Raw genomic sequence first — 23,921 nt, forward strand, 5'->3', positions numbered from 1 at the left:
ATTAAATTTATAGATAAATAGATAAGTTTATAAATAAAATTATAGTGAATATTAGGAAAGTACGACGACAAAAGAGCATATATGAATAGATTTAAGTGTGAAAGCCTGAGTTTTCCCGCACCGTATGTACGTTTGTTGGAAACTCAGGCTTTTTGTATATTATCCGATAGTCATTAAGCTCGCATTTCCACCTGCTGCGGCGGTATTCACACTTAAAGAACGCTCATGAACCAAACGTTCAATTAATAAGTTCGTTTCGCCACGCTCAAAGCCTTGAACTGAGATAATAGGTCCTTTACGTTTAGCAATAACTTCGCAAACATGTTTCAATTGATCGCTGTCTCCGTGGTAAATCACACCTTCAATTGGCTCAACGGCATTTTGCCAATCTTTAGTGAACGAAATTGTTTTGCGAACTTTTTCTGGCAGTGATTTAAAGATCTTCTGATGTAAATCGCTATTTGCCCACAATGTTTGGCAGCCACTGGCAAGTACTGCAGATAATTGGATTAAGCAATCTTGTTCATTATCGCTAAGGCATAAAATAGTGCCGCGTGGACGTAGGGTGTATGTATTTTTCTCACCTGTTGGTCCGGGTAATAAACGCGATGTTCCCGCTTGTGTTAAGCGAGCAAATTGCTCGATAACATTTTGTTCAATACCTGTTTGTTGTTTTTGAGCCCAAGCGGAGAATGCTTCAAATGGTGCTAATAACTCAGCACGCGCACTCGCATCCATAGGCAGGTAGTTGTCTTGTTGTTCCAACGTTTGACATACTGCATTTTCAGGGCGTTCACTTAATAAACGGTATAGATAAAGTGGACCGCCTGCTTTTGGACCTGTACCAGAAAGACCTTCACCACCAAACGGTTGAACTCCAACAACAGCACCCACCATATTACGGTTAACGTATAGGTTACCCACTTTCGCTTTTGCAACAACTTGATTGATTGTTTCATCAATACGGGTATGAACCCCAAGTGTTAACCCATAGCCCGCCGCATTGATCTGATCAACTAAATGGTCTAACTCATCACGTTTGAAGCGAACAACATGCAGAACTGGCCCGAAAATTTCTTTTTTCAGTTCGCCAATGTTATCGAGTTCAATCAGCGTTGGTTTAACGTAAGTTCCTTCAGCTTGTTCTTGTTGATCTTGACTATTGGTAAATACTGCTTGGAAGACCGTTTTGCCTTTGCTGCGCATTTGCTGAATATGCTGTTCAATATTCTCTTTGGCTTCACTGTCGATAACCGGACCAATATCGGTTGAGATATGCTCTGGATTGCCCATACGACACTCTTCCATTGCGCCTTTTAACATACGAATTGTTCGGTCAGCGACATCTTCTTGAACACAAAGGATACGTAAAGCGGAGCAGCGCTGACCCGCGCTATCAAAAGCTGAGGCCACGACATCGGTCACCACTTGTTCAGTGAGCGCTGAAGAGTCAACAATCATTGCGTTCAAGCCGCCGGTTTCAGCGATTAATGGCGTTGGGCGACCTTGAACATCTAAGCGACCTGCAATATTACGCTGTAGTAAACCCGCCACTTCCGTGGAACCCGTGAACATCACGCCACGAACGCGTTGATCACCCACTAATTTCGCGCCAATAGTTTCCCCTTTGCCCGGTAAAAATTGTAAAACATCACGAGGAATACCCGCTTGGTGCATGATGGAGACCGCAATGGCGCCGATTAATGGTGTTTGTTCCGCAGGTTTTGCCAGCACAGTGTTACCCGCCGCTAACGCCGCCGCAATTTGTCCAGAGAAGATAGCGAGCGGGAAGTTCCACGGGCTGATACACACCACAGGACCGAGAGGTCGGTGTGTATTGTTATCAAAGTCTTCACGGACTTGTGTTGCATAATAATTTAGAAAATCGACAGCTTCGCGTACTTCAGCAATGGCGTTTGTGTAGGTTTTTCCTGCTTCACGCACGAGTACATCCAATAATGGCTGTAACTGTTGTTCCATGATATCGGCAGCTCGTAAGAGGATAGCTGCACGTTCAGAGGGTGGCGTTGCAAACCAAATTGCCCCAGCATCTGTTGCAATATTAAGCGCATGCTCTGCTTCTTGTTCATTCGCTTCACGAACTTTACCCACGATATCTCGATGGCAAGCTGGGTTGATAATTGCAACCGCTTCAGGCAGTGCTTGTTGGGCAATAAATTCACCCCCAAGCAGAGGTTCTGCCACTTTTTCTTGCGTAGCCGCATTTAATAGTGCGCTAGACAGTGAGGCTAAACGGTGTTCGTTAGACAAATCTAAACCCATTGAATTGACGCGGCGAGTGCCGTAGAGATCACGAGGTAATGGGATTTTAGGGTGAGGTAAACCAATTTGTCCTTCCGCTTTAGACAGTTCACGAACATCTTTCACTGGATCAGCGACTAGCTCATCTAATGGGATAGTTGCATCTGCAATTCGGTTTACAAAGGAGGTATTTGCGCCATTTTCTAATAAACGACGTACTAAATAAGCCAGTAAGGTTTCGTGCGTTCCAACGGGAGCATAAATACGGCAAGGGCGGTTGAGTTTTCCGTCTGCCACTTTACCAACAACTTGTTCATATAATGGCTCGCCCATGCCATGTAGGCATTGAAACTCATATTGACCAGGGTAGTAGTTTTTACCGGCAATTTGGTAAATCGCTGATAAGGTATGTGCGTTATGCGTCGCAAACTGAGGGTAAATTAAATTTGGTACAGAAAGTAATTTACGCGCGCAAGCTAAGTACGAAACATCGGTATATACCTTACGCGTATAAACAGGATAACCCTCTAAGCCATCAATTTGTGCACGCTTAATTTCGCTATCCCAATAAGCACCTTTAACCAGACGGATCATTAATCGGCGTTGGCTACGTTCAGCAAGATTAATAATAGAATCAATGACAAATGGACAACGTTTTTGGTAAGCCTGAATGACGAAACCAATTCCGTTCCAACCGGCTAATTGTGGCTCAAAACACAATTTTTCGAGTAAATCTAGCGAGATCTCTAAGCGGTCAGCTTCTTCTGCATCAATGTTGATCCCAATATCGTATTGGTGAGCTTGCATCACTAAAGATAGCAGACGTGGATAGAGTTCTTCCATCACACGGGCATATTGGGCGCGGCTATAGCGTGGATGCAGGGCGGATAATTTTATGGAAATTCCTGGCCCTTCATAGATTCCGCGCCCGTTAGATGCTTTACCAATCGCGTGGATAGCTTGTTGGTAAGAGACCATATAGTCTTGAGCATCTTTTTCAGTTAACGCAGCTTCGCCTAGCATGTCATAGGAATAGCGGAAACCTTTATCTTCCAATTTACGTGCGTTGGCAAGGGCTTGAGCGATAGTTTCACCCGTCACAAATTGCTCGCCCATTAAACGCATCGCCATATCGACGCCTTTTCGTACGAGTGGTTCGCCGCTTTTGCTTATGATGCGATTTAACGATGAAGACAATTTTGCTTCATTGTGGGTAGAAACTAATTTTCCTATAAATAACAGTCCCCATGTTGCCGCATTGACAAACATGGAACTGCTTTGCCCAACATGAGATTGCCAGTTACCCGTACTAATTTTGTCACGGATCAAGGCATCTCGAGTCGCTTTATCGGGGATACGTAATAATGCTTCGGCTAGGCACATTAATGCCACACCTTCTTGAGAAGACAGCGAAAACTCTTGGAGCAAGCCTTGAACTATACCGGAACGACCTACGCCATTTTTTTGATTACGTAATTTTTCTGCGATGGAATAAGCCAATTTATGCGCTGCATCAGCTTGTTCAGGTGGCAGTTCTGCTTGTTGTAACAGCATAGGAACGGCTTGGGTCTCAGGAATACGGTAAGCGGAGGTGATCGCGGAGCGCTTCACTGACTGAGGTAAAATGTGTTCAGCAAATTCAAGGAAGGGTTGATAAAGGGTTTCAACTGATGAAGTATCATCACTTAAATTCTGATCTTTTGTATCCAAAACCGTTGATAATTCAGGTATAATTTGGTTGTTATCGAGTTGCTCTAAATAATTATATATAGCTTGCTTAATAAGCCAATGCGATGTGCGATCAAGACGTTGAGCGGCTGCTTTAATGCGGTCACGAGTTTCTTCATCAAGTCTCACACCCATAGTTGTTGTGCTACTCATCTTAATTCCTTCCTTTTCACAGGTGTTAAATACCAAAAGTTATACACCATTATGATGATGTTGCAACTTTGTGCAACATTGTTAATGTGGCATGTGAAGAAAATGTGAAACAACTCTTATTTTTATCAGTAATTAATGATGTCAATTCATTGGTTTTAATTAATTTTGTTTTATATCAATTAATTAGAGATAATTGGCTGATGATGGTAAGTTAATCACTTAATTAAGAATTTGACTTAAAAGTTTAACATTTGTGATGTGTCTTTTATTTATTGAACAAAAAATAGTTAATTTCTTGTTAAATGCATCTGAGTCTGTCTAGCATGATGTGGCAAAGTTATAGAGTTATTGCAACACAAACAATCACAACATAGATAAGGTGTGCATCAAAAAATGCCGAATTGTGCAATTAAGTGCAACACCTTGGGATTAAAAGTTATCAAAGAAAATTATAAAGATAACGTTAAAATAGACGCATTATGGAGACGACAGGATGACTGTAAGCACTCCGATGATCATTATGTTCATCGTATATATCACGGGTATGTTATTGATTGGTTATTTAGCCTATCGTTCAACGAAAAATTTTGATGATTACATTCTAGGAGGACGAAGTTTAGGTAGTGTGGTTACCGCATTATCAGCAGGGGCTTCGGATATGAGTGGCTGGTTATTGATGGGCTTACCCGGCGCCATTTTCCTCGCAGGAATTTCTGAAAGTTGGATTGCTATTGGTTTATGTCTAGGCGCATACCTGAACTGGCTATTTGTGGCGGGTCGCTTACGTGTACAAACCGAGAAAAACAATAATGCGTTAACGCTTCCTGACTATTTTACGAGTCGTTTTGAGGATAATAGTAAGATTTTACGTATTATTTCTGCGGTGGTGATCTTAGTTTTCTTTACGATTTATTGTGCATCTGGCGTTGTTGCGGGTGGGTTGTTATTTGAAAGTACGTTTAACATCAGCTACGACAAAGCCCTTTGGTTAGGAGCGTTAGCGACCATTGCTTATACCTTCTTAGGGGGCTTCTTAGCTGTTAGCTGGACAGATACCGTACAAGCATCATTGATGATTTTTGCCCTAATTTTAACGCCAATTGTGGTTATTTTATCTCTGGGTGGGTTAGATACATCGATTGAAGTTATTAAAGCTAAAAACCCTGAGTACCTTGATATGTTTAAGGGAATGAACTTTGTTGCCATCCTATCATTGTTGGGTTGGGGACTGGGTTACTTTGGACAACCTCATATCCTCGCACGTTTTATGGCGGCAGATTCTCACCGTACTATTCGCTCCGCGCGCCGTATTAGTATGACGTGGATGACATTATGTTTAGGTGGAACGATTGCGGTTGGTTTCTTTGGGATTGCATATTTTGAAAATAATCCTGCATTAGCTGGCTCTGTGATGAAAAATAACGAACGTATTTTCATGGAATTGGCTGGGCTTCTATTTAATCCGTGGGTTGCTGGTATCTTGTTATCCGCAATTTTAGCCGCGGTAATGAGTACGTTAAGTTGCCAGTTATTAGTGTGTGCGAGTGCATTAACAGAAGATTTATACAAACCATTCTTCCGTAAGTCAGCAAGCCAAAAAGAATTAGTGTGGGTAGGGCGTGGGATGGTGTTGTTAGTCGCTGCGATTGCTATCTATATTGCGCAAGATCCTAATAACAAAGTACTAGGATTAGTGAGTAATGCATGGGCAGGCTTTGGTGCTGCATTTGGTCCAGTCGTTTTACTCTCTGTTATGTGGAAACGCATGACTCGCACGGGAGCTCTGGCGGGGATGATTATTGGTGCGGTAACAGTATTAGTCTGGATGAAGTTTAAGTGGTTAGGTTTATACGAAATCATCCCTGGCTTTATCTTTGCTTCTATTGCCATTATCGTTGTGAGTTTAGTTACAAAAGCCCCAAGTGCAGCTGCCCAAGCACGTTTTGATGAGGCGGAGGCCGAATATAATCAGAAGTAATTGATGATTGAATCGTTTATTTTTTGATTAATATTTTATTGATAATAAAAAGGCTGGAAGGGAAACCTTCCAGCCTTTTATTTTACCGAGTGGATAATCAGCGTGGTTTACGGCGTTTTACCACTTGATAACCGATAAATAGAATGACAAACCATAACGGTGTTGCAATCAATGCTTGTCGGGTGTCATGCTGGAATGCCAGTAAGACCACCATGAATGCAAAAAAGGCTAAACTTACCCACGACATGAAAATACCTAGAGGCATTTTATAGCGAGATGCGGCATGTTTTTCTGGGCGATGTTTACGGAAATTCAAATAGCTTAATAAGATCATACTCCAGATAAACATAAACAGAATGGCGGATACGGTTGTCACCAACGTAAATGCATGCATGATATCTGGGATGAAGTAGATCAACACGATCCCAAAGCTTAGGCAGATACAGGTAAAAATTAAGCCTGTAGCAGGGACCGCTTTTTTCGATAATTGGCTAAATTGTTTTGGTGCATCCCCTTCTTTTGATAACCCAAACAGCATGCGGCTGGTAGAGAAAACGCCACTATTCGCAGATGACGCCGCAGAGGTCAGCACAACAAAGTTCACGATACTTGCTGCGGCAGGTAGGCTTATCAGCACAAACATTTCTACGAAAGGGCTTTTATCTGCCAAAATGGTACGCCAAGGCGTAACTGCCATAATGACAATCAGGGATAGTACATAGAATGCTATGATGCGAATTGGAATAGCGTTAATCGCTTTTGGCAGTGATTTCTCTGGATCACGGGTTTCTGCTGCGGCTGTTCCTACTAATTCAATACCCACAAAGGCAAAAATTGCGATTTGGAATCCTGCAAAAAAGCCACTAAGTCCCATTGGGAACATGCCACCATCATTCCAAATGTTACTTAAGGACGCAGTATGTCCCGTTGGTGATTGGAAATTCATGGCAATTAGCGTACCGCCTACAGCGATCAATGTCACAATTGCGATAATTTTTATCATTGCAAACCAGAACTCCAGCTCACCAAACAGTCGAACGGAGACCAAGTTAAGTGTGAGTAGGGTGGCAACGCAAATAAATGAAGTGACCCATTCAGGGAAATTAGGCACCCAGAAACTGACATACGAGGTGATGGCGATAATATCGGCTATTCCCGTAATCACCCAGCAAAACCAGTAGGTCCAGCCGACAAAAAAGCCCGCCCAAGGTCCGATTAAATCAGCAGAAAAATCACTGAAGGATTTATAATCAAGGTTAGAAAGAAGTAATTCTCCCATCGCTCGCATAACGAAAAACAGCACAAAGCCGATGATCATATACACGAAGATAATGGAGGGACCCGCAAGAGAGATTGTTTTCCCTGATCCCATAAATAGTCCCGTTCCAATTGCACCACCAATAGCAATTAATTGGATGTGACGGTTGCTGAGACTGCGTTTTAGTTGGTTTCGGTCAGATGATGGCCGAGAGGCGGTTGTTGTTGCATTTTCTTCCATACAATTATTTGTCCGATAGTCATTGTGATGTTAACCCACACTATTTTTTTTAGTTTGTGGCGGTGTTTGCTCGAAATATTGTGACATAAATCTCAATTGGAGTAAGAAAAAATTTACAAAGGATAGGGAGAGTGATGGTTTTACCAACGATTTACCTCTCTATTTTAACATTAGTAACTAAAAATTAACCTAAGCAATAAAAGTAGCAGAATAATATTGACTGTGCCAAATATGAGGCGCTAAATAATATGTATCGGGTTGTTAGCTCAGTTGGCAGAGTAGGCGACTCTTAATCGCTCGGTCTGGGGTTCGAACCCCCAACAACCCATTTGAATAGCGCTGTAATATCAGCTGAAAGCCACTTTATCGATAAGATATATTAAGTGGCTTTTTGTTTTTGTGGGGTACCGCGGGTTACTGATTTCTTTATATGGCTAGCATAATTTGTTGACAGTCACTTTCACGTCATAGCCCACCACATATAATGCTTGCTCTAATGTCTCAATTTTTGAAGCATATTGGAGGTCGAGTAATCGCTCAATCTGTTGTGCATTTATATTAAGTGTTCGCGCCATTTTGCTGCGCGGAGTTTGTGTTTCAATCAATGCATTATGTAATGCTATTTTTAAGCAACTTAATATAGGCAAATGAACAATGAATGCATCTGGTGCCGAATTTTGGGGAAGCGGTATCGGATTTCTTAATGTGATCAGTTCTGAAAATGCATTAAGTAATGTTTCTTGGGCTTCTAATTCGACATCTTCTGCACAATAAGTGACCCCTTGAATATCTGGGAAGTCACAAAAGTTAATTTCGTATACACCTTCATCTTCTACAAATTCAACTGTTGCTAAGTAACTAAACATATTTAACCTCAAAAATAAGTCTCTTTATAAAATAAAGAGTACAAAACCTCACAAGATAGGCAATAAGATGACTGTTAATAAAATGAAAAATGAACGGTGATAATACATGAATTGAACGTTTTTTCTTCAAGGCTTACGTTTTGATGAAAAACTAGACTCGTTTCATAATGAAACGCCATGTAATGCCTGTTTCTCTTTGTGATTCAACTCGCAGTTTTAACAATATTTTATCCAGCCAAACCTCAGTATCAATATGCCAAATTTCTCCTTTTAGTCACCATATAATTTTTTAAATAAAACATTTGAGAATGCATCTGAATCTAAATTCGAATAAGCAGTTATACGTAATTTTGTCATTGTGGTTAAGTGATTTGTTAAAATAAAAGTATATAGTAACATAATGTTATAATCATTGGTTGTTACTAACTGATGAATAAACGGCGATATGTCCATTGGAGTAATAAGTTAAATTACTTATTTACATAAGTCATATTTATACTGTCATGATTTTGGATTTACACCTTAAAGTGGTTAATTTAGATGAGCATAATATTGCTAATAAATTCGCTAGCATAATGGCAATTAGTTTTTCTATTTTTTCCTTTAATCAATAACTCAGTACGCTAACTAATGCTGTAGACTGATTTTTTTATGCAAAAAATAATAGCAAAAAAGGTTAATCAAATGTTTGAAAAGTTAATTTAATTAAAATCATTTTGTCATACAAAAATAACATTTTTGCATATTAATATGCCAATAGACGGTGAAAATCTAGGTCTTTTTTATCAGAAATTTTTAATAGTATTAGCTGTATATAAAATGAACTTAATTAGTTTTTTTAATGTTATTGCCATTGGCTAATATTAATACAGTTAAGTTTAATTAATATAAAATTGTTTTGGAATAATAATATGTATGACAAATTTAGCTTTAATCAAACCAAGAACCAATTGAATTAATTTGATTAAAGTTGGCAATTTAGATTAAAGGCATTGAAAAATAATGCTTAATTTTTATTCCTAAGTTACCGATATTACTAATCCATTTAAAGAAATGGCTTTTTTACAGGAGTGATGAATATTGATTTAGATCAATATGTAGGTTCTTTGGTTATGCTTGGTGTTTATTGCTTATAAATCCCCTCATATGTGTGAGATTTTTGCTTAAAATACTAGTATTTCGCTTATGGTGAATCTAAATGTTGCGAATATTTGAGATAAGTAGGATTAAGATATAGTTGTAATAAAGAATTGCTAATATATAGATGGATAATTATCCCGATAGACCAAAAAGAAACATAAGTGTCTTGAATAGTTAATTTAGTGGTGCATAATAATTAACGGCTAATAATGAAATCGGTATATTCTGAGATTTACTGAAAATGCTAAATTTTTAGCCACTCGTTATTGTTGTAGGTAATCAGGAAATATATTTAATTTAAGTTTGAACCTATGTGTTTATATACTCCAAACTGGGTATTTCAACGGATCTCATGGGATAGTAACGGATTACGCTATCCAGCTTTAATTATTTTCATATTTAAAATTTTGGCTAACACATTTGGCTCAAATTGATATTTGTTCTTTGTGCATACAGATGTTAATAATTATTCGAAAGGTATAAAAAAATGAGCTCTACCACTGATTTTCTGAAGCATATATACGATATTAATCTTTCATATTTGCTTTTAGCTCAAAAGCTTATCTCCCAGGAAAAAGCCACTGCCATGTTTAGACTCGGGATTTCAGATTCAATGGCAAACACTTTAGCAGAACTTTCATTACCTCAATTGGTTAAATTAGCGGAAACAAATCAGCTAATCTGCCAGTTTAGATTTGAAAATAGTGACACCATTGAAAAACTTACCCGAGAATCTCGAGTCGATGAATTGCAACAAATTCATACGGGTATCCTTCTATCGACTCGATTATTGCAAACGCATAATGAGTCCGATTCAGATATAGCGAGAAAAAGATGAGTAGCGTAGCTGAAAAAAGTATTGTCAAGGAAGCTAATGATATTCGTTTGGCAATGGAATTAATTTCTCTTGGGGCTCGTCTCCAAATGTTAGAAAGCGAAACTCAAATTAGTCGTGGACGTCTAGTGCGTTTATACAAAGAGCTCAGAGGCTGCCCACCACCAAAAGGGATGCTCCCTTTCTCAACAGATTGGTTCATGACATGGGAACAAAATATTCATTCTTCCATGTTTTATAACGCCTACCAATTTTTACTAAAAACAGGTCAATGTGAAGGGGTTGATGCCATCCTGAAAGCATATCGACTTTATCTCGAACAATGTTCACCAAATGAGGGTGATGAGCCGATTTTGGCATTAACTCGCGCTTGGACTCTAGTGCGTTTTGTGGAAAGTGGCATGTTGCAATGTTCCGATTGCAATTGTTGTAGTGGTTCATTTATCACCTATGCACACATTCCTGAAAATAGTTTTACGTGTAGCTTGTGCCAGCCACCATCACGAGCGATAAAAAAACGTAAACTTTCCGAGCATCTCGCCGATATTACGGAATATCGACAAGATGGCATTACCAAAGCGGTAATGTAATTGGATTAATTTGGTTAACAGGCAAGTAGATTGCCTGTCCTTCCTCATATTCCCTTTGACTGCCATCTGTTAACTAACGGAGTGAAAGGGAATACTGTGTTAATACTCATCGGATATATCATTGTTACAGCTGCTGTTATCGGTGGCTATGTCATGGTCGGTGGTCATCTTGGCGCGCTGTACCAACCAGCTGAATTTGTTATTATTTTAGGTGCTGGTCTAGGCGCGTTTGTTGTAGGTAACAGTGGTAAAGCCATCGTTGCATTATGCAAAGTATTACCAGGACTCTTCCGTCGTTCTTCTTACAACAAAGCCATGTCGATGGACTTGATGGCTTTGTTATTTCAACTTCTAAATAAATCTCGCCAACAAGGTCTTCTTGCGCTCGAAAAAGATATCGAGAACCCACAAGAGAGCGAAATCTTTGCTCTGTATCCGCGCATTCTCAAAGATAAAACAGCCATGATGTTTATTGTGGATTATTTGCGCTTGATGGTGACAAGTAATCTACAAGCTCATGAAATTGAAGCACTAATGGATGAAGAGCTCGAAACATTCCGCCAAGAAAATGAAGTACCGGCGTCAGGACTGAACATGGTAGGAGAATCTATGCCTGCGTTTGGGATTGTGGCGGCAGTATTGGGGGTGGTCAATGCACTCGCAGCCGCAGACCGTCCTGCTGGCGAATTAGGTGCTCTGATTGCTCATGCAATGGTAGGGACTTTCCTTGGTATTTTAGTGGCTTACGGGTTTATTTTGCCGCTGGCGAGTTTAATCCGTCAGCGCAGTAGCGAGCAATTAAAAATGATGGAATGCATCAAAGTCACTTTCCTCTCTTCGTTACAAGGTTATGCCCCACAAATTGCAGTTGAATTTGGACGCAAAGTTTTATTTAGCGTAGATAGACCGTCATTCATGGAGCTGGAAGACAAAGTCCGTGAAGTGAAAATCGGTAATCGTGCAACAGAAACTACCGAGGAGTAATGACTCATGGCAGCCAACGGACCTCAAATTATACGCGTCAAGAAAAAAGGCGGTCATCAGCAACATGCTCACGGTGGAGCATGGAAAATTGCTTATGCTGACTTTATGACGGCGATGATGGCGTTCTTTCTGGTTATGTGGCTGATCTCCATTTCCAGTCCTCAAGAGTTAACAAAAATCGCAGAATATTTTCGTACTCCACTGAGTACAGCAATCAACCCTGGCGCTAAAAGCGGTGATGCCACTAACCCCATTCCGGGTGGTGGAAAAGATCCGATTTTCCGTGATGGTGATGTGATGCCAGAACCCAATAACATCATCTCTGGTGATGCAAACTATCGCTTTGAAAAATTAAAAGAAAATCTCGAACAAGCGATCTTACAAGACCCGCGCTTAAATGAATTAAAACCGCATTTATTGATTGACATGATCAACGATGGTTTACGCATTCAAATTGTTGATAGCGCTAATAGACCAATGTTCAAAGTGGGGTCAGCAACGGTTGAGCCTTATATGCGAGATATTTTGCGCGCAATTGCTCCACTGCTTAATGATGTACCAAACCGTATCAGTATTTCAGGACACACGGATGATCTACCGTATGCAAGTGAAGCGTATTACAGCAACTGGGAACTTTCATCGGATAGAGCAAATGCTTCTCGTCGTGAGTTGATCATGGGGGGAATGGATGAGCGAAAAGTTCTGCGTGTCGTGGGGATGGCGTCATCTATCCATTTAGATAAAGAGAATGGCTTAGCACCCGTCAACCGGCGGATCAGTATCATCGTGTTGAATGAAGATGAAACAAATCAAATTTTGCATGAATACGATGGTGCGACACCGATTAATGACGTGCTGAAAAAAGCCCCACAAGATGTGCCAATACCGGCAAATAGTGATGTCGTCACTGTGAAGGTGGCGATATCACCTGATAAGCAGCAATGACATAAACCCATAATAACCCGAATCTCACTACTGCCGGATTTATCCGGCAGTCAGTGTTAAGTGAAACTTAAGCGAAATTGGATAAAAAGCATGGATATTACCGAGTTTTATCAAACATTTTTCGATGAAGCCGATGAGTTGCTTAGGGATATGGAACAGCATTTACTTGAGCTTGACCCTATTGACCCTGATAGTGAGCAACTCAATGCCATATTCCGCAGTGCCCACTCGATTAAAGGTGGGGCAGCAACCTTTGGTTTCACTCATCTGCAAAATACCACTCATACCTTAGAAAACTTGCTCGATAAGGCACGTCACGATGAACTGACATTAACGCCAGACATTATCGATGTTTTTTTAGATGCTAAAGATGTGATGGCATCCCAGTTAGATGCTTATAAAAACGATTCATTACCCGATGATGAAACCTTTAAACGTATCTGCGACGTGCTTAAAAGTGTCGAGCATACGGTTGAAGAAGTCAGCGAAGAAGAGCGGGTCGCTGAGGTTATCGCGGTTACCGATACTGACAGCACTGAGGACGCGGATTCTGCATCAGAAATGGGAATGCAAACCCATGCTGCGTTGACGGACAATGCGTTTTCTCACTATTTCATCATCACGTTGAATTCCCTGAAATCCACTGAAGTTGATGTACTGGCTGATGAGCTTGGTCTATTTGGTAGCTTGTATGGATCAGAAAAAAGTGATTCGAGTTTAAAAGCATGGCTGGGCACGAATACTGATATTGACGATATTTGCGGTGTGCTGTGTTTTGTGGTGGATGAATCACAGATCCAACATAGCGAAATAAGTTTTGAAGAATGCCAACAGGCAACTCAAGGCAATGGCCAGAAAAGTAAAGTGGCGGCAACCCTCGAAGAACTGGAAGCAACCGTAGAAGAGTTAGCGGCAATGGTAGAAAACCCGGCTGTGCCCGCTGTTGATGTTGCGAAAGTGGCTGTATCAGCACCTGCGCCGACCATGGCTCCAGCAGCGGTTTCATCTTCTGCCTCGGCTTCATCTGCTGCCGCTAAAAAAGCCGCTGCAGCGAAACCAAAAGGGGATTCTAGCAGCATTCGTGTTGCGGTTGAGAAAGTGGACCAACTGATCAACTTAGTTGGTGAGCTTGTGATTATCCAGTCGATGTTGACTCAGCATAGTCAGCAGGTCGATCAAAACGAATATGCGGATTTACTCAGTTCTATTGTTCAATTAGAGCGTAATTCTCGTGCATTACAAGAGTCGGTAATGTCGATTCGTATGATGCCGATGGACTACGTATTCAGCCGTTTCCCACGTATGGTGCGTGATATCGCGTCTAAACTGGGCAAAAAAATTGAACTTAAAGTGGAAGGTAGCTCAACCGAATTAGACAAGAGCCTCATTGAACGAATTGTTGACCCACTTAACCACCTTGTACGTAACAGCCTTGACCATGGAATTGAAAAACCTGAAGTTCGTTTAGCTAATGGTAAGCCAGAAGCGGGAACGTTAACACTTTCAGCCGCTCACCAAAGCGGCAATATCTGTATCGAAGTTCGGGATGATGGCGCAGGGTTGAACCGTGAACGTATTCTGGCAAAAGCACGCTCCCAAGGCATGAATGTCCATGATGGCATGACGAACGATGAAGTCGCTATGCTGATCATGGCACCGGGCTTCTCAACGGCTGAAGTAGTTACAGACGTTTCAGGTCGCGGCGTAGGGATGGATGTGGTTAAACGAAATATCCAAGATATGGGTGGGCGCATACAAATCGGCTTCACCGAAGGTAAGGGCACCATCATTCGTATTTTGCTGCCACTGACGTTAGCCATTCTGGATGGCATGTCCGTCAAAGTGGGTGACGATGTCTTTATTGTTCCACTCAGTGCGATTATCAGCACATTACAACCACGCCCAGAAGATATTTATCGTCTTGCGGGTGAAGAAAAAATGTTGTTAGTGCGTGGCGAGTATTTACCACTGGTCGAGTTACATCACGTCTTTTCCATTCAGCACGCAGAGCCGAATTTGGCAAACAGCATTGCGTTAATCATTCAAAACGCGGGACATCGCTTTGCTTTGTTAGTTGACAAATTGGTTGGTCAGCAGCAGGTCGTGGTGAAAAACATCGAAAGCAACTATCGCAAAATTCCAGGCATTTCTGCTGCCACCATTATGGGGGATGGTTCTGTTTCATTGATTTTAGATGTCGCGGAATTGCAGAGAATGAACAATAACATTTTGATTAATAAGAAACAGCCTGTTTCTCAACCAGTAATGCACTAAATAGAGGTTATATACCATGTCTATGTTAGATGACGATTTAAATAAGCTTGAAGAAGAAAAGAATGGCGAAGGCTACCTCATTTTTACGCTTGGTGAAGAAGAGTACGGCATCGAAATTTTAAAAGTGCAAGAAATCCGCGGTTATGAGCAAGTGACACGGATTGCGAACACCCCAGATTTTATCAAAGGTGTAACCAATCTACGTGGCGTGATTATTCCAATTATCGACCTACGTATTAAGTTTTCCCATGAAAATGTGGTCTACAACGACAATACCGTCGTCATTGTTGTGAACTTAAAAGATCGCGTGGTTGGTATTGTGGTTGATGGTGTTTCTGATGTGCTAGTTCTACATGAAGAACAAATTGCACCGCCGCCAGATTTCGCTGTGACGTTATCGACTCAGTATCTAACAGGGTTAGGTACTGTGGGGGAGCGCATGTTGATTTTGGTTGATATTGAAAAGTTATTGACCAGCGAAGAAATGGCGTTAATCGACAACATCGCGGAATAATGCGCAGTTAAATCCGCTGATAATTTGCTCAAAAATGGTAAGTGATTAACTAAAGTTTTTGAGCAACTGTCCGATATCCAAACTACAACAACACTATGTTAGTAAAACACCATGTACAGTCGAATTAAAATCGTATCAGGACTTTTGTCCGTTATTTTTGTATTTATTTTATTGCAGCTGGTATCGAGTGGTTTGATGTTTACCAAACTCGGCGATAACAGCGACAGTATTAATTATTTGAATTCTCTCCAACGCCAAAGACTCGTTCTGACTCAAAGCTGGGTCAACTTATTGCAAGCTCGTTCTGACTTAAACCGCTCCATTAACGCGTATTTATTAGAAGAGTTAAGCATTAAAGATGATGCTTCTGCTGCGGATCTTATTGCTTCAGCGAAAGGTAAATTTAAAGCCGCCGATGAAGCGTATGACAGCTACAGAAAGTTGATGGCAAACGCAGATGTGGATAAGGGGTTATTTGATAACTTACTGAAATCCTACGAGGATTACCGTGTTGCATTAACCAAATTGGCGGAATATGCAGAGAAGGGGGACTTAAACGGCTTCTATGCGCATAGAACCTCAGGGCTACAAGCCAAATTTGAAGAGCAGTTTGGCCTCTATTTTGGTGAAATTTCTTCAGATTTTGAAAATGAAGTGGTGAATGCAGAATCCAATTACCGTCAATCTCTATATTTACTGGTTATTTTATCGGTACTGTTAGCGGTGATCAGCGTGATTAGCTATCGCTATGTACGTAAAGGGATCACTGAGCCATTAAATACACTGATCGAGCGCATTAAAGTGTTCGCTTCAGGGGATTTAACGCCAAAAATTGATACCTCAGCGAACAATGAAATTGGTGAGTTAGCGCGTGGTGCCCAACACATGCAACAAGAGCTGATCAACACGGTTCGTGGTGTACTGGATGGCAGTGAAACTATCTATCAGGGTACCACTGAAATCGCAGCGGGTAACAATGACTTATCTTCGCGTACCGAGCAGCAAGTGGCTTGCTTAGAAGAAACGTCAGCAAGTATGAGTGAACTGACGGCGACGGTTAAACAAAACACTGAGTACGCGCATCAAGCCAGTGAGTTCGCTAGCCAAGCCTCTGTTATTGCAAAAGAAGGCGGCAAAGTGGTATCTAACGTGGTTCATACCATGCGCAACATCGCAGATAGCTCGCAAAAAATCTCTGATATTACCGCGGTTATCGACAGCATTGCTTTCCAAACCAATATTCTTGCACTGAACGCTGCCGTTGAAGCCGCGCGTGCTGGTGAACATGGTCGTGGATTTGCGGTGGTTGCTGATGAAGTTCGTAGTCTTGCTCAACGCAGCGCAGATGCAGCAAAAGAGATCAAAGGCTTGATTGAAGACTCTGTTTCTAGAACAGACGTAGGGGCTCGTCAAGCAGAAAATGCTGGCGAAACAATGACAAAAATTGTCGACTCAGTCACTCGTGTTACTGACATCATGACGCATATCGCAACCGCGTCAGATGAACAAAGCAAAGGCATTTCACAAGTGAGCATCGCAGTTGAAGAGATGGACAAAGTCACTCAACAAAACGCATCGCTGGTGGAACAATCTGCTGTTGCTGCAAATGTACTGGAAGAGCAAGTCGCTAAGCTTTCTCAGTTGATCTCCATTTTCCGTTTACCTGCAATGGATCAAGCAAAAGTACGCAACGCACAACCTGCACCAAGAACAGTATCTAATATTGTTAAAACACCAGATTTATCCAAAATCGCATCGAAAAATCATAAAGATGACGATAACTGGGAAACCTTTTAAGGCTAAATCTGATCTGGCGCTGTGAGAGTTTCTCTCACAGCGTTTTTATATGTTTAAGCTCGATAATTAAAAAGAGCCAAATTTTTGGCTGACATAAGTAGGGGATTAAATATGTTAGGAAAGAATATCCGAATTTCAGTGAGCTTATACTTACTCCTGATCCTGTTTTGTGGCATGCAGTTAACGTCAAGCGGCGTTTCTGTCGGCATAGTGAACAGCGAATTAAATGCACTAGAACGCATCGATATGGGTTCTAAAAAACGCGCATTATTGGAAGAAACCAGCAAAAACTTAATGCAGGCACGTAATAGCCTGACCCAAATTGCTTTACTGATGAAAGTCGGTGACCACGTTCCATTAATCGAAGAAACCCGTGGTGTTTTCGATAACTATTTAGTCGCAGCCAATAAATCCTATAACGAATTTAAAACTCAGCCAGTGCTGAGTGAAAAAGAAAATCTCGGCTCATTAGAAGAAAAATACAATGCGTTTGTCGTCACGCTAAAAGCGCTGAGGGGCACACTGGATAATAACGATGTTGCCGCGTATATCAACTTACCCGCTCAACAAAATCAAGACGAACTGATTGGTGTTATTAATGGTTATCTTTCTGTTTTAAATACTGAAAGTAATGAATCAATTGCTGACGCTAGATTTTATAACCAATTCGCTTGGACTTCATTTTTCACGGTGGTTGTCATCATTTTCTGTGTGATTGCTGTCGTGCACCTTTGGTTAAAACGTAAAGTGATTTCGCCATTAAATAGCATGAGTGAACACTTTATGCACGTTGCGGAAGGAAAACTAAATCAGAATATTGAAATTAATTTCCGTGACGAGATTGGTGATGTTTTCGAAAAATTAAAAGTGATGCAACAGTCATTAGCGAAAACGGTCACCTCAATTCGCTCGAATACAGACCAAATGTATACGGGTATTCGTGAGATTGCTTTAGGCAATAATAATTTATCATCAAGAACCGAACAGCAAGCGGCGTCATTAGAAGAAACAGCTGCGAGTATGGAAGAGTTAACTGCGACGGTTAAACAGAACGCGGATAACGCACGTCAAGCCAGTGAATTAGCGGTAAGTGCTTCACGTACGGCAACCAAAGGTGGCGAAATCACCGTTGGTGTGATTGACACGATGACGGCAATTTCTAACAGTTCCCAAAAAATTAGCGCCATTATTAGTGTTATTGACGGTATCGCATTCCAAACCAACATTCTTGCATTGAATGCGGCGGTAGAAGCTGCGCGTGCCGGTGAACAAGGTCGTGGATTCTCTGTGGTTGCAGGTGAAGTTCGTGCGTTAGCACAACGTAGTGCAGAGGCAGCGAAAGAAATTAAAGGATTAATCGATGAGTCTGTTGGGCGTGTAAATCAAGGCTCTCAGCTGGTTAATGAAGCAGGGCAAACCATGGATGAATTAGTGGCAGCGGTTAATCAGGTCACTGAATTAATGGGGAACATTGCTTCTGCATCGAATGAGCAGAGCCGTGGTATTGAACAAGTCGCTATTGCGGTTAGCCAAATGGATTCTGTTACACAGCAAAACGCCGCGTTGGTCGAGCAATCAACCAGTGCAACCGCAGCACTTGAAGATCAAGCGAATAACTTGGTCGATACTGTCGCGTTTTTCGAGTTACCTGAGCAATCTACTCGCATTAGACGGTGATAGACAGCTACGTCATGAGCGTGAAGCATGACGTTGCAATATAGATAACGATAGTTAGGCAGCCATTTTCGGCTGCCTCGCCGGTTTTTATTGAATAGGACGACAAGTACGATGCTATTAGTACCACAGATAGAACCTTTGACTGATGACGAATTTGGTCGGGTTTGTCGATTTATTCATAAAAAGTCTGGAATAGTCCTTACGATGAATAAGAAAAATATGGTCTATAACCGCTTATTAAAGCGCTTACGTGACTGTAATATCGACAATTTTTCTGACTACCTGCGAATGCTAGAACGAGAACCATTAAATGCGGAATGGCAAGCATTCGTCAATGCACTGACCACAAATTTAACGGCTTTCTTTCGTGAGCCTCATCATTTTGCGACATTAACTGACTTTTTAAAAAGTCGCCGCAATAGCAATGTCAATATTTGGTGTGCGGCCTCCTCAACGGGAGAAGAGCCTTATTCCATCGCCATGACAATCAGCGATGTTTTGGGCGCTAATGCAGTCAATAGCAAGGTTGTTGCAAGTGATATTGATACGGAAGTATTAGAAAAAGCGAAGCAAGGGATCTATCGAGTCGAAGAGCTGAAAACCCTGACGGCTCTGCAACGGCAGCGCTATTTCATGAAAGGTGTTGGGGAGTACGAAGGTTTTGCCCGCGTAAAACCTGCACTTAGCAACATGATTGAGTTTCGTTACTTAAATCTCACTGAGGGCGACTGGCAATTACAGCATCGATTTGATGCGATTTTTTGCCGGAACGTCATGATTTATTTTGACAAGGAAATGCAGATAAAACTGCTAGAGCGCTTTGCGCCATTGCTCAAGCCAGATGGTTTATTGTTTATTGGTCACTCTGAAAATATTTCGCAACTGACTAAGCAGTTTGTGATCAATGGACAGACCGTCTACAGCTTAGCGTCGGCGAGGAGAGGACAATGAAAAAAATAAAAGTATTGTGTGTCGATGACTCTGCTCTGATGCGTCAGTTGATGCGTGAAATTATCAATAGCCACAATGATATGGAGGTGGTCGATACCGCGCCAGATCCGTATGTTGCTCGTGATTTGATTAAGCAACTGGAGCCAGATGTTATCACCCTCGATGTTGAAATGCCGCGAATGGATGGCATTGATTTTTTAGAAAAATTAATGCGCTTGCATCCTATTCCCGTTGTGATGGTTTCTACCTTAACGTCCAAAGGCTCTGAAGTAACACTGAAAGCCCTAGAGCTAGGGGCAGTAGATTTTGTCACCAAACCTCAGATTGGTATTCGCGAAACCATGATGAGTTACCGTGACATGATCGGTGAAAAAATTCGTGCTGCAGCGATGTCTAAAATGTCGCAGCGTAATCGCTTTGCCCGTACGGAGAAAAAAGCATCTGAACCGGCAACACTGGCAAAACCGCTAACACCTTATGTATGCAATAACCGTGTGATAGCGGTAGGTGCTTCAACGGGCGGAACAGAAGCGATTCGTCAATTTTTAGAAATGCTGCCAAGAGAGTGTCCTCCCGTGGTGATCACTCAGCATATGCCAGCAGGCTTTACTCGTTCTTTTGCTGAACGTTTGAACAAATTGTGCGCGCTTACCGTGAAAGAAGCGGAACACAACGAAATTCTCCAAAAAGGCTGTGCGTATATCGCGCCGGGCGACTCGCATATGTTGATTGCTGATAAAGGCAAAGGCTATCAAGTCGTATTAGAACAAAGTGAACCCGTTAACCGTCACCGTCCTTCTGTCGATGTTTTATTTGATTCGGTTGCAAAACATGTCGGGCGTAAATGTATTGGCATTTTGCTAACTGGCATGGGAATGGATGGAGCAAAAGGGTTACTCAATCTGCGCCAACAAGGGGCTTTCACTTATGCCCAGAACGAGAGTAGTTGCGTGGTATTCGGCATGCCTCGTGCAGCAATTGAAATGAACGCAGCGGATGAAGTACTCGACTTGCTAAAAATCGCGCCAAGCGTATTAACAAAACTTTCTACTGTTACCGTGTAGTGGTGGCAGTTTTTTATCATTGTATTTTTGAAGGAGTGGTTATGGCCGCTAAAGATCTGAGTTTTCTGGTTGTCGATGACTTTTCTACTATGCGTCGCATCGTCCGTAACTTATTAAAAGAACTTGGTTTTAACAAAATTGAAGAAGCGGAAGATGGTGTTGATGCCCTCGAAAAAATCCGTGCTGGGAGTATCGACTTTGTTGTTGCTGACTGGAACATGCCAAACATGGATGGTTTAGAACTGCTGAAAACCATTCGTGGTGATGATGCACTCAAACATATCCCTGTGTTAATGGTAACGGCAGAAGCGAAGAAAGAGAACATCATTGCGGCAGCACAAGCTGGTGCCAGCGGCTATGTTGTGAAACCGTTTACCGCCGCTATCCTCGAAGAAAAATTAAATAAAGTATTTGAAAAAATGGGGCTGCAATAATCGCGGGCGGTAAAGGAGACAGTGATGATTGAACAAGTAACAAGGAATGGCAGCCGTAATGGGACTGGCAATGAAGACTTAAAACACGTCATTACGCGCATTGGTACTCTCATGAGAACCTTACGGGAAAGTATGCGTGAGTTGGGCCTTGAGAAAAGTGTTCAGCAGGCAGTAGCAAGTATTCCAGACGGTAAAGATCGCCTGCGTTATATTGCCCAAATGACAGCCCAAGCGGCAGAAAAAACACTCAACGGCATTGATGTTATCAAGCCGTTGCAAGTGGACATGAACAAAAATGCAATCGCGTTGCAGCAGCAGTGGGAAGAAGCCGCCTCTGGTGAGGTATCATCAGAGTTGCGCGAATCTACGCAAGCCTTTTTAGGTCAAGTTATTCAAGATAGCGAAGTGACTAAAGCTGAATTACTAGAAATCATGATGGCGCAAGACTTCCAAGACTTAACGGGGCAAGTCGTCAAAAAAATGATGGAAGTGGTTGAAGAAGCAGAGAAACAACTATTAGCGTTGCTGATGGAAAATACACCACCAGAAATGCGAGTGAAGACTCAAAGTGAAAGCCTGCTCAATGGTCCTCAGATTAATAAAGAAGGTGTGAATGTGATGGCATCACAGTCGCAAGTGGATGATTTGTTAGATGAATTAGGTTTCTAATTCGTTCGCTCCTTCATGATATTTTGAGCTATAGCATTATTGGCTGAGTTTGCCTTCTTGCTATGGCTCAAATTATTTAGGGTAGTTGTGCATCATTATTTTATTAGCGATTTTTAATCAAAATCCATCGACCAGCAGATCTATCGCACTTTTGATTTTATCTCTTTGGCACTCAATGCAAATAATCTCTTTTCCTAGCATGGATTTAGAGATGGCTGACATCAAATGAGTCATAAGTATAAAGGAATATCAATAATGTCACTTTGTACATCCAAAAGATAAGGATAGTTGGTTAGCTCTTTTTTAGCTTGATAGACACAATATTGCATTAAAGCGCCTTATATTCCTCTGAAAAAATTCCATATCCTTTACTGATCCTATTGAGTTCCTGAAAACCATCTTGGTTATCTGCTTTCCATTTTAACGCCTCAAGTTTTTTAAATTCAGCTAGTAAAGCATTGGATAACACGAGGGAGAAATTCAAATTGGCTTTTCTCGCTTATTCATAAAGTTTAGGGGAGACAGTTACACTCACCGTCTTTTTCATTTTATTGGTTACCGTCATCGCAACTCTTTTTTGATATACATGCTACATTTACTAGGCACCCGAGTACCCGTGTTCAGAAACGGGGAAATGTAGCATATATTTTGAACGAGAAATCAATTTACCTCCCTTTACCGAAAAATTCAGACACTCTATTTTCCTTTTTAAATATCGAAAAATGCTTCAATGGACTTCGTTGGGTAGACAAAGCTGTTTTTTGTACACGAGACAAGAAGAAAGGCGCAATGCAGTTTATGCAGGACATGCAGACATATCGAATGTGTTTATGTTGGTTTACGAAGCGCTTCGCAGAAGGGATGTCATAAATTGCATTTTCGTGCAAATAGCTGGATAGCGTGATGGTGTATGGGGAACAAGATGTACCAATGAGGATGCCCGCGGTAGGCCTGAGTTCCACTCAGACCTGCGCATAGAAACGGGCGATAGAAACTATTTCTTTTTATTCAGCATCGCTTTTAAATCTGCAAACGGGTTATAGGTGGCTTCACCGACATCTTTTTGGGCATCTTCTCCTGCCACGACATTGGTACCGTATTGATCTGCTTCAGTGTATTTAGAGTGTTCATGATCATGGCAGAACAAGCATAATAGTTCCCAATTGCTGCCATCTTCAGGATTATTGGTATGGTCATGATCAATATGATGAACCGTTAACTCTCTTAAATTTGAATAAACGAACTCCCGTGTGCAGCGCCCACATATCCACGGGTAAATTTTTAGTGCTTTCTCACGGTAGCCACTTTCTAAGCGAGCATAGTTCTTGGGGATCAGAGCCATAATAAATATTACCTATTATAAATAGAAGAGTTAGCATTCATACTGTCAATATACTCCATTCTACATCATGGGAATTAGAACGCGTGATTTTTTTAAGTCGTCTCTTTGGCTTCTTCTTTATCTTATTGCGAAGCGCTTCGCAAAGTTGCTGCCATATTGCCCAATAGCCCAAAAACCCCTGCGAAGTATGTCTATTTTCCACCATTGATTTTTTTACACT

At 41.4% G+C, this 23,921-nt stretch carries 18 protein-coding genes, 1 tRNA gene and 1 pseudogene; 14 read left to right on the top strand and 6 right to left on the bottom strand.

Annotated elements, in window-relative coordinates; genetic code table 11:
• Positions 1 to 159: 159 nt before the first annotated feature.
• Positions 160 to 4,143 (bottom strand): trifunctional transcriptional regulator/proline dehydrogenase/L-glutamate gamma-semialdehyde dehydrogenase, encoded by a 3,984-nt coding sequence (gene putA, locus PR795_RS03530; protein WP_272516683.1) that lies wholly within the window; start codon positions 4,141 to 4,143, stop codon positions 160 to 162.
• 493 nt (positions 4,144 to 4,636) lie between these two features.
• On the opposite strand from putA, the gene putP reads away from it, so the two are divergent.
• A complete protein-coding gene (putP, locus tag PR795_RS03535; protein ID WP_006657483.1) occupies positions 4,637 to 6,121 on the top strand; it encodes a sodium/proline symporter PutP in 1,485 nt (494 codons plus the stop codon).
• Between the two features lie 97 nt (positions 6,122 to 6,218).
• On the opposite strand, the gene cycA is transcribed toward putP, so the two are convergent.
• Entirely contained in the window at positions 6,219 to 7,619 is a 1,401-nt protein-coding gene (cycA, locus tag PR795_RS03540) for a D-serine/D-alanine/glycine transporter (protein ID WP_006657484.1), read from the bottom strand.
• 255 nt (positions 7,620 to 7,874) lie between these two features.
• Here cycA and PR795_RS03545 point away from each other — a divergent pair.
• Positions 7,875 to 7,947 (top strand) — tRNA-Lys (locus PR795_RS03545).
• A gap of 106 nt (positions 7,948 to 8,053) precedes the next feature.
• Here PR795_RS03545 and PR795_RS03550 read toward each other — a convergent pair.
• Complete coding sequence (locus tag PR795_RS03550; RefSeq protein ID WP_006657485.1) at positions 8,054 to 8,485, bottom strand: antitoxin HicB; 432 nt, start codon at positions 8,483 to 8,485, stop codon at positions 8,054 to 8,056.
• A gap of 1,627 nt (positions 8,486 to 10,112) precedes the next feature.
• Here PR795_RS03550 and flhD point away from each other — a divergent pair.
• The 12 genes from flhD to PR795_RS03610 all read left to right on the top strand — a co-directional run bounded on the left by flhD (position 10,113) and on the right by PR795_RS03610 (position 22,359).
• Positions 10,113 to 10,463 (top strand): flagellar transcriptional regulator FlhD, encoded by a 351-nt coding sequence (gene flhD, locus PR795_RS03555; RefSeq protein WP_006657486.1) that lies wholly within the window; start codon positions 10,113 to 10,115, stop codon positions 10,461 to 10,463.
• The gene (flhC, locus tag PR795_RS03560; protein ID WP_006657487.1) at positions 10,460 to 11,050 is read left to right on the top strand and encodes a flagellar transcriptional regulator FlhC; all 591 of its coding nucleotides are present in this window, start codon (positions 10,460 to 10,462) and stop codon (positions 11,048 to 11,050) included. Before flhD ends, flhC begins: the two co-directional genes overlap by 4 nt.
• A 96-nt stretch (positions 11,051 to 11,146) precedes the next feature.
• The gene (gene motA, locus PR795_RS03565; RefSeq protein WP_006662061.1) at positions 11,147 to 12,034 is read left to right on the top strand and encodes a flagellar motor stator protein MotA; all 888 of its coding nucleotides are present in this window, start codon (positions 11,147 to 11,149) and stop codon (positions 12,032 to 12,034) included.
• A 6-nt stretch (positions 12,035 to 12,040) separates the two neighbouring features.
• On the top strand, positions 12,041 to 12,979 hold the full coding sequence (gene motB / locus PR795_RS03570) for a flagellar motor protein MotB (protein WP_006657489.1): 939 nt from the start codon (positions 12,041 to 12,043) through the stop codon (positions 12,977 to 12,979).
• A 90-nt stretch (positions 12,980 to 13,069) separates the two neighbouring features.
• Entirely contained in the window at positions 13,070 to 15,253 is a 2,184-nt protein-coding gene (gene cheA, locus PR795_RS03575; protein ID WP_181480747.1) for a chemotaxis protein CheA, read from the top strand.
• A 16-nt stretch (positions 15,254 to 15,269) separates the two neighbouring features.
• Positions 15,270 to 15,767 (top strand): chemotaxis protein CheW, encoded by a 498-nt coding sequence (cheW, locus tag PR795_RS03580; RefSeq protein ID WP_006662059.1) that lies wholly within the window; start codon positions 15,270 to 15,272, stop codon positions 15,765 to 15,767.
• 111 nt (positions 15,768 to 15,878) lie between these two features.
• A complete protein-coding gene (locus PR795_RS03585) occupies positions 15,879 to 17,564 on the top strand; it encodes a methyl-accepting chemotaxis protein (RefSeq protein WP_006657492.1) in 1,686 nt (561 codons plus the stop codon).
• A gap of 111 nt (positions 17,565 to 17,675) precedes the next feature.
• Positions 17,676 to 19,241 carry a methyl-accepting chemotaxis protein gene (locus PR795_RS03590; RefSeq protein WP_006657493.1) on the top strand — a complete coding sequence of 522 codons (1,566 nt, stop codon included), beginning with the start codon at positions 17,676 to 17,678 and terminating at the stop codon, positions 19,239 to 19,241.
• A gap of 111 nt (positions 19,242 to 19,352) precedes the next feature.
• Positions 19,353 to 20,192 carry a chemotaxis protein-glutamate O-methyltransferase gene (locus tag PR795_RS03595; RefSeq protein ID WP_006657494.1) on the top strand — a complete coding sequence of 280 codons (840 nt, stop codon included), beginning with the start codon at positions 19,353 to 19,355 and terminating at the stop codon, positions 20,190 to 20,192.
• Complete coding sequence (locus PR795_RS03600; RefSeq protein ID WP_036960557.1) at positions 20,189 to 21,256, top strand: protein-glutamate methylesterase/protein-glutamine glutaminase; 1,068 nt, start codon at positions 20,189 to 20,191, stop codon at positions 21,254 to 21,256. Before PR795_RS03595 ends, PR795_RS03600 begins: the two co-directional genes overlap by 4 nt.
• Positions 21,257 to 21,297: 41 nt before the next feature.
• Entirely contained in the window at positions 21,298 to 21,690 is a 393-nt protein-coding gene (cheY, locus tag PR795_RS03605) for a chemotaxis response regulator CheY (RefSeq protein ID WP_004909843.1), read from the top strand.
• Between the two features lie 24 nt (positions 21,691 to 21,714).
• Positions 21,715 to 22,359: a protein phosphatase CheZ gene (locus tag PR795_RS03610; protein ID WP_272516684.1), complete on the top strand. Its 645-nt coding sequence runs from the start codon at positions 21,715 to 21,717 to the stop codon at positions 22,357 to 22,359.
• Positions 22,360 to 22,476: 117 nt separating this feature from the next.
• On the opposite strand, the gene PR795_RS18080 is transcribed toward PR795_RS03610, so the two are convergent.
• From PR795_RS18080 to yajD, 3 genes and pseudogenes are all read right to left on the bottom strand, one after another.
• The gene (locus tag PR795_RS18080) at positions 22,477 to 22,593 is read right to left on the bottom strand and encodes a hypothetical protein (RefSeq protein ID WP_392397797.1); all 117 of its coding nucleotides are present in this window, start codon (positions 22,591 to 22,593) and stop codon (positions 22,477 to 22,479) included.
• Positions 22,594 to 22,687: 94 nt separating this feature from the next.
• Positions 22,688 to 22,846 (bottom strand): annotated as a pseudogene (locus tag PR795_RS03620) (type II toxin-antitoxin system CcdA family antitoxin); the annotation flags it as partial.
• Between the two features lie 507 nt (positions 22,847 to 23,353).
• Complete coding sequence (gene yajD, locus PR795_RS03625) at positions 23,354 to 23,701, bottom strand: HNH nuclease YajD (protein ID WP_006657500.1); 348 nt, start codon at positions 23,699 to 23,701, stop codon at positions 23,354 to 23,356.
• Positions 23,702 to 23,921 lie beyond the last annotated feature (220 nt).

The sequence above is a fragment of the Providencia sp. PROV209 genome (assembly GCF_028479485.1).
In the GTDB taxonomy this organism is placed as follows: Bacteria; Pseudomonadota; Gammaproteobacteria; order Enterobacterales; family Enterobacteriaceae; genus Providencia; species Providencia alcalifaciens.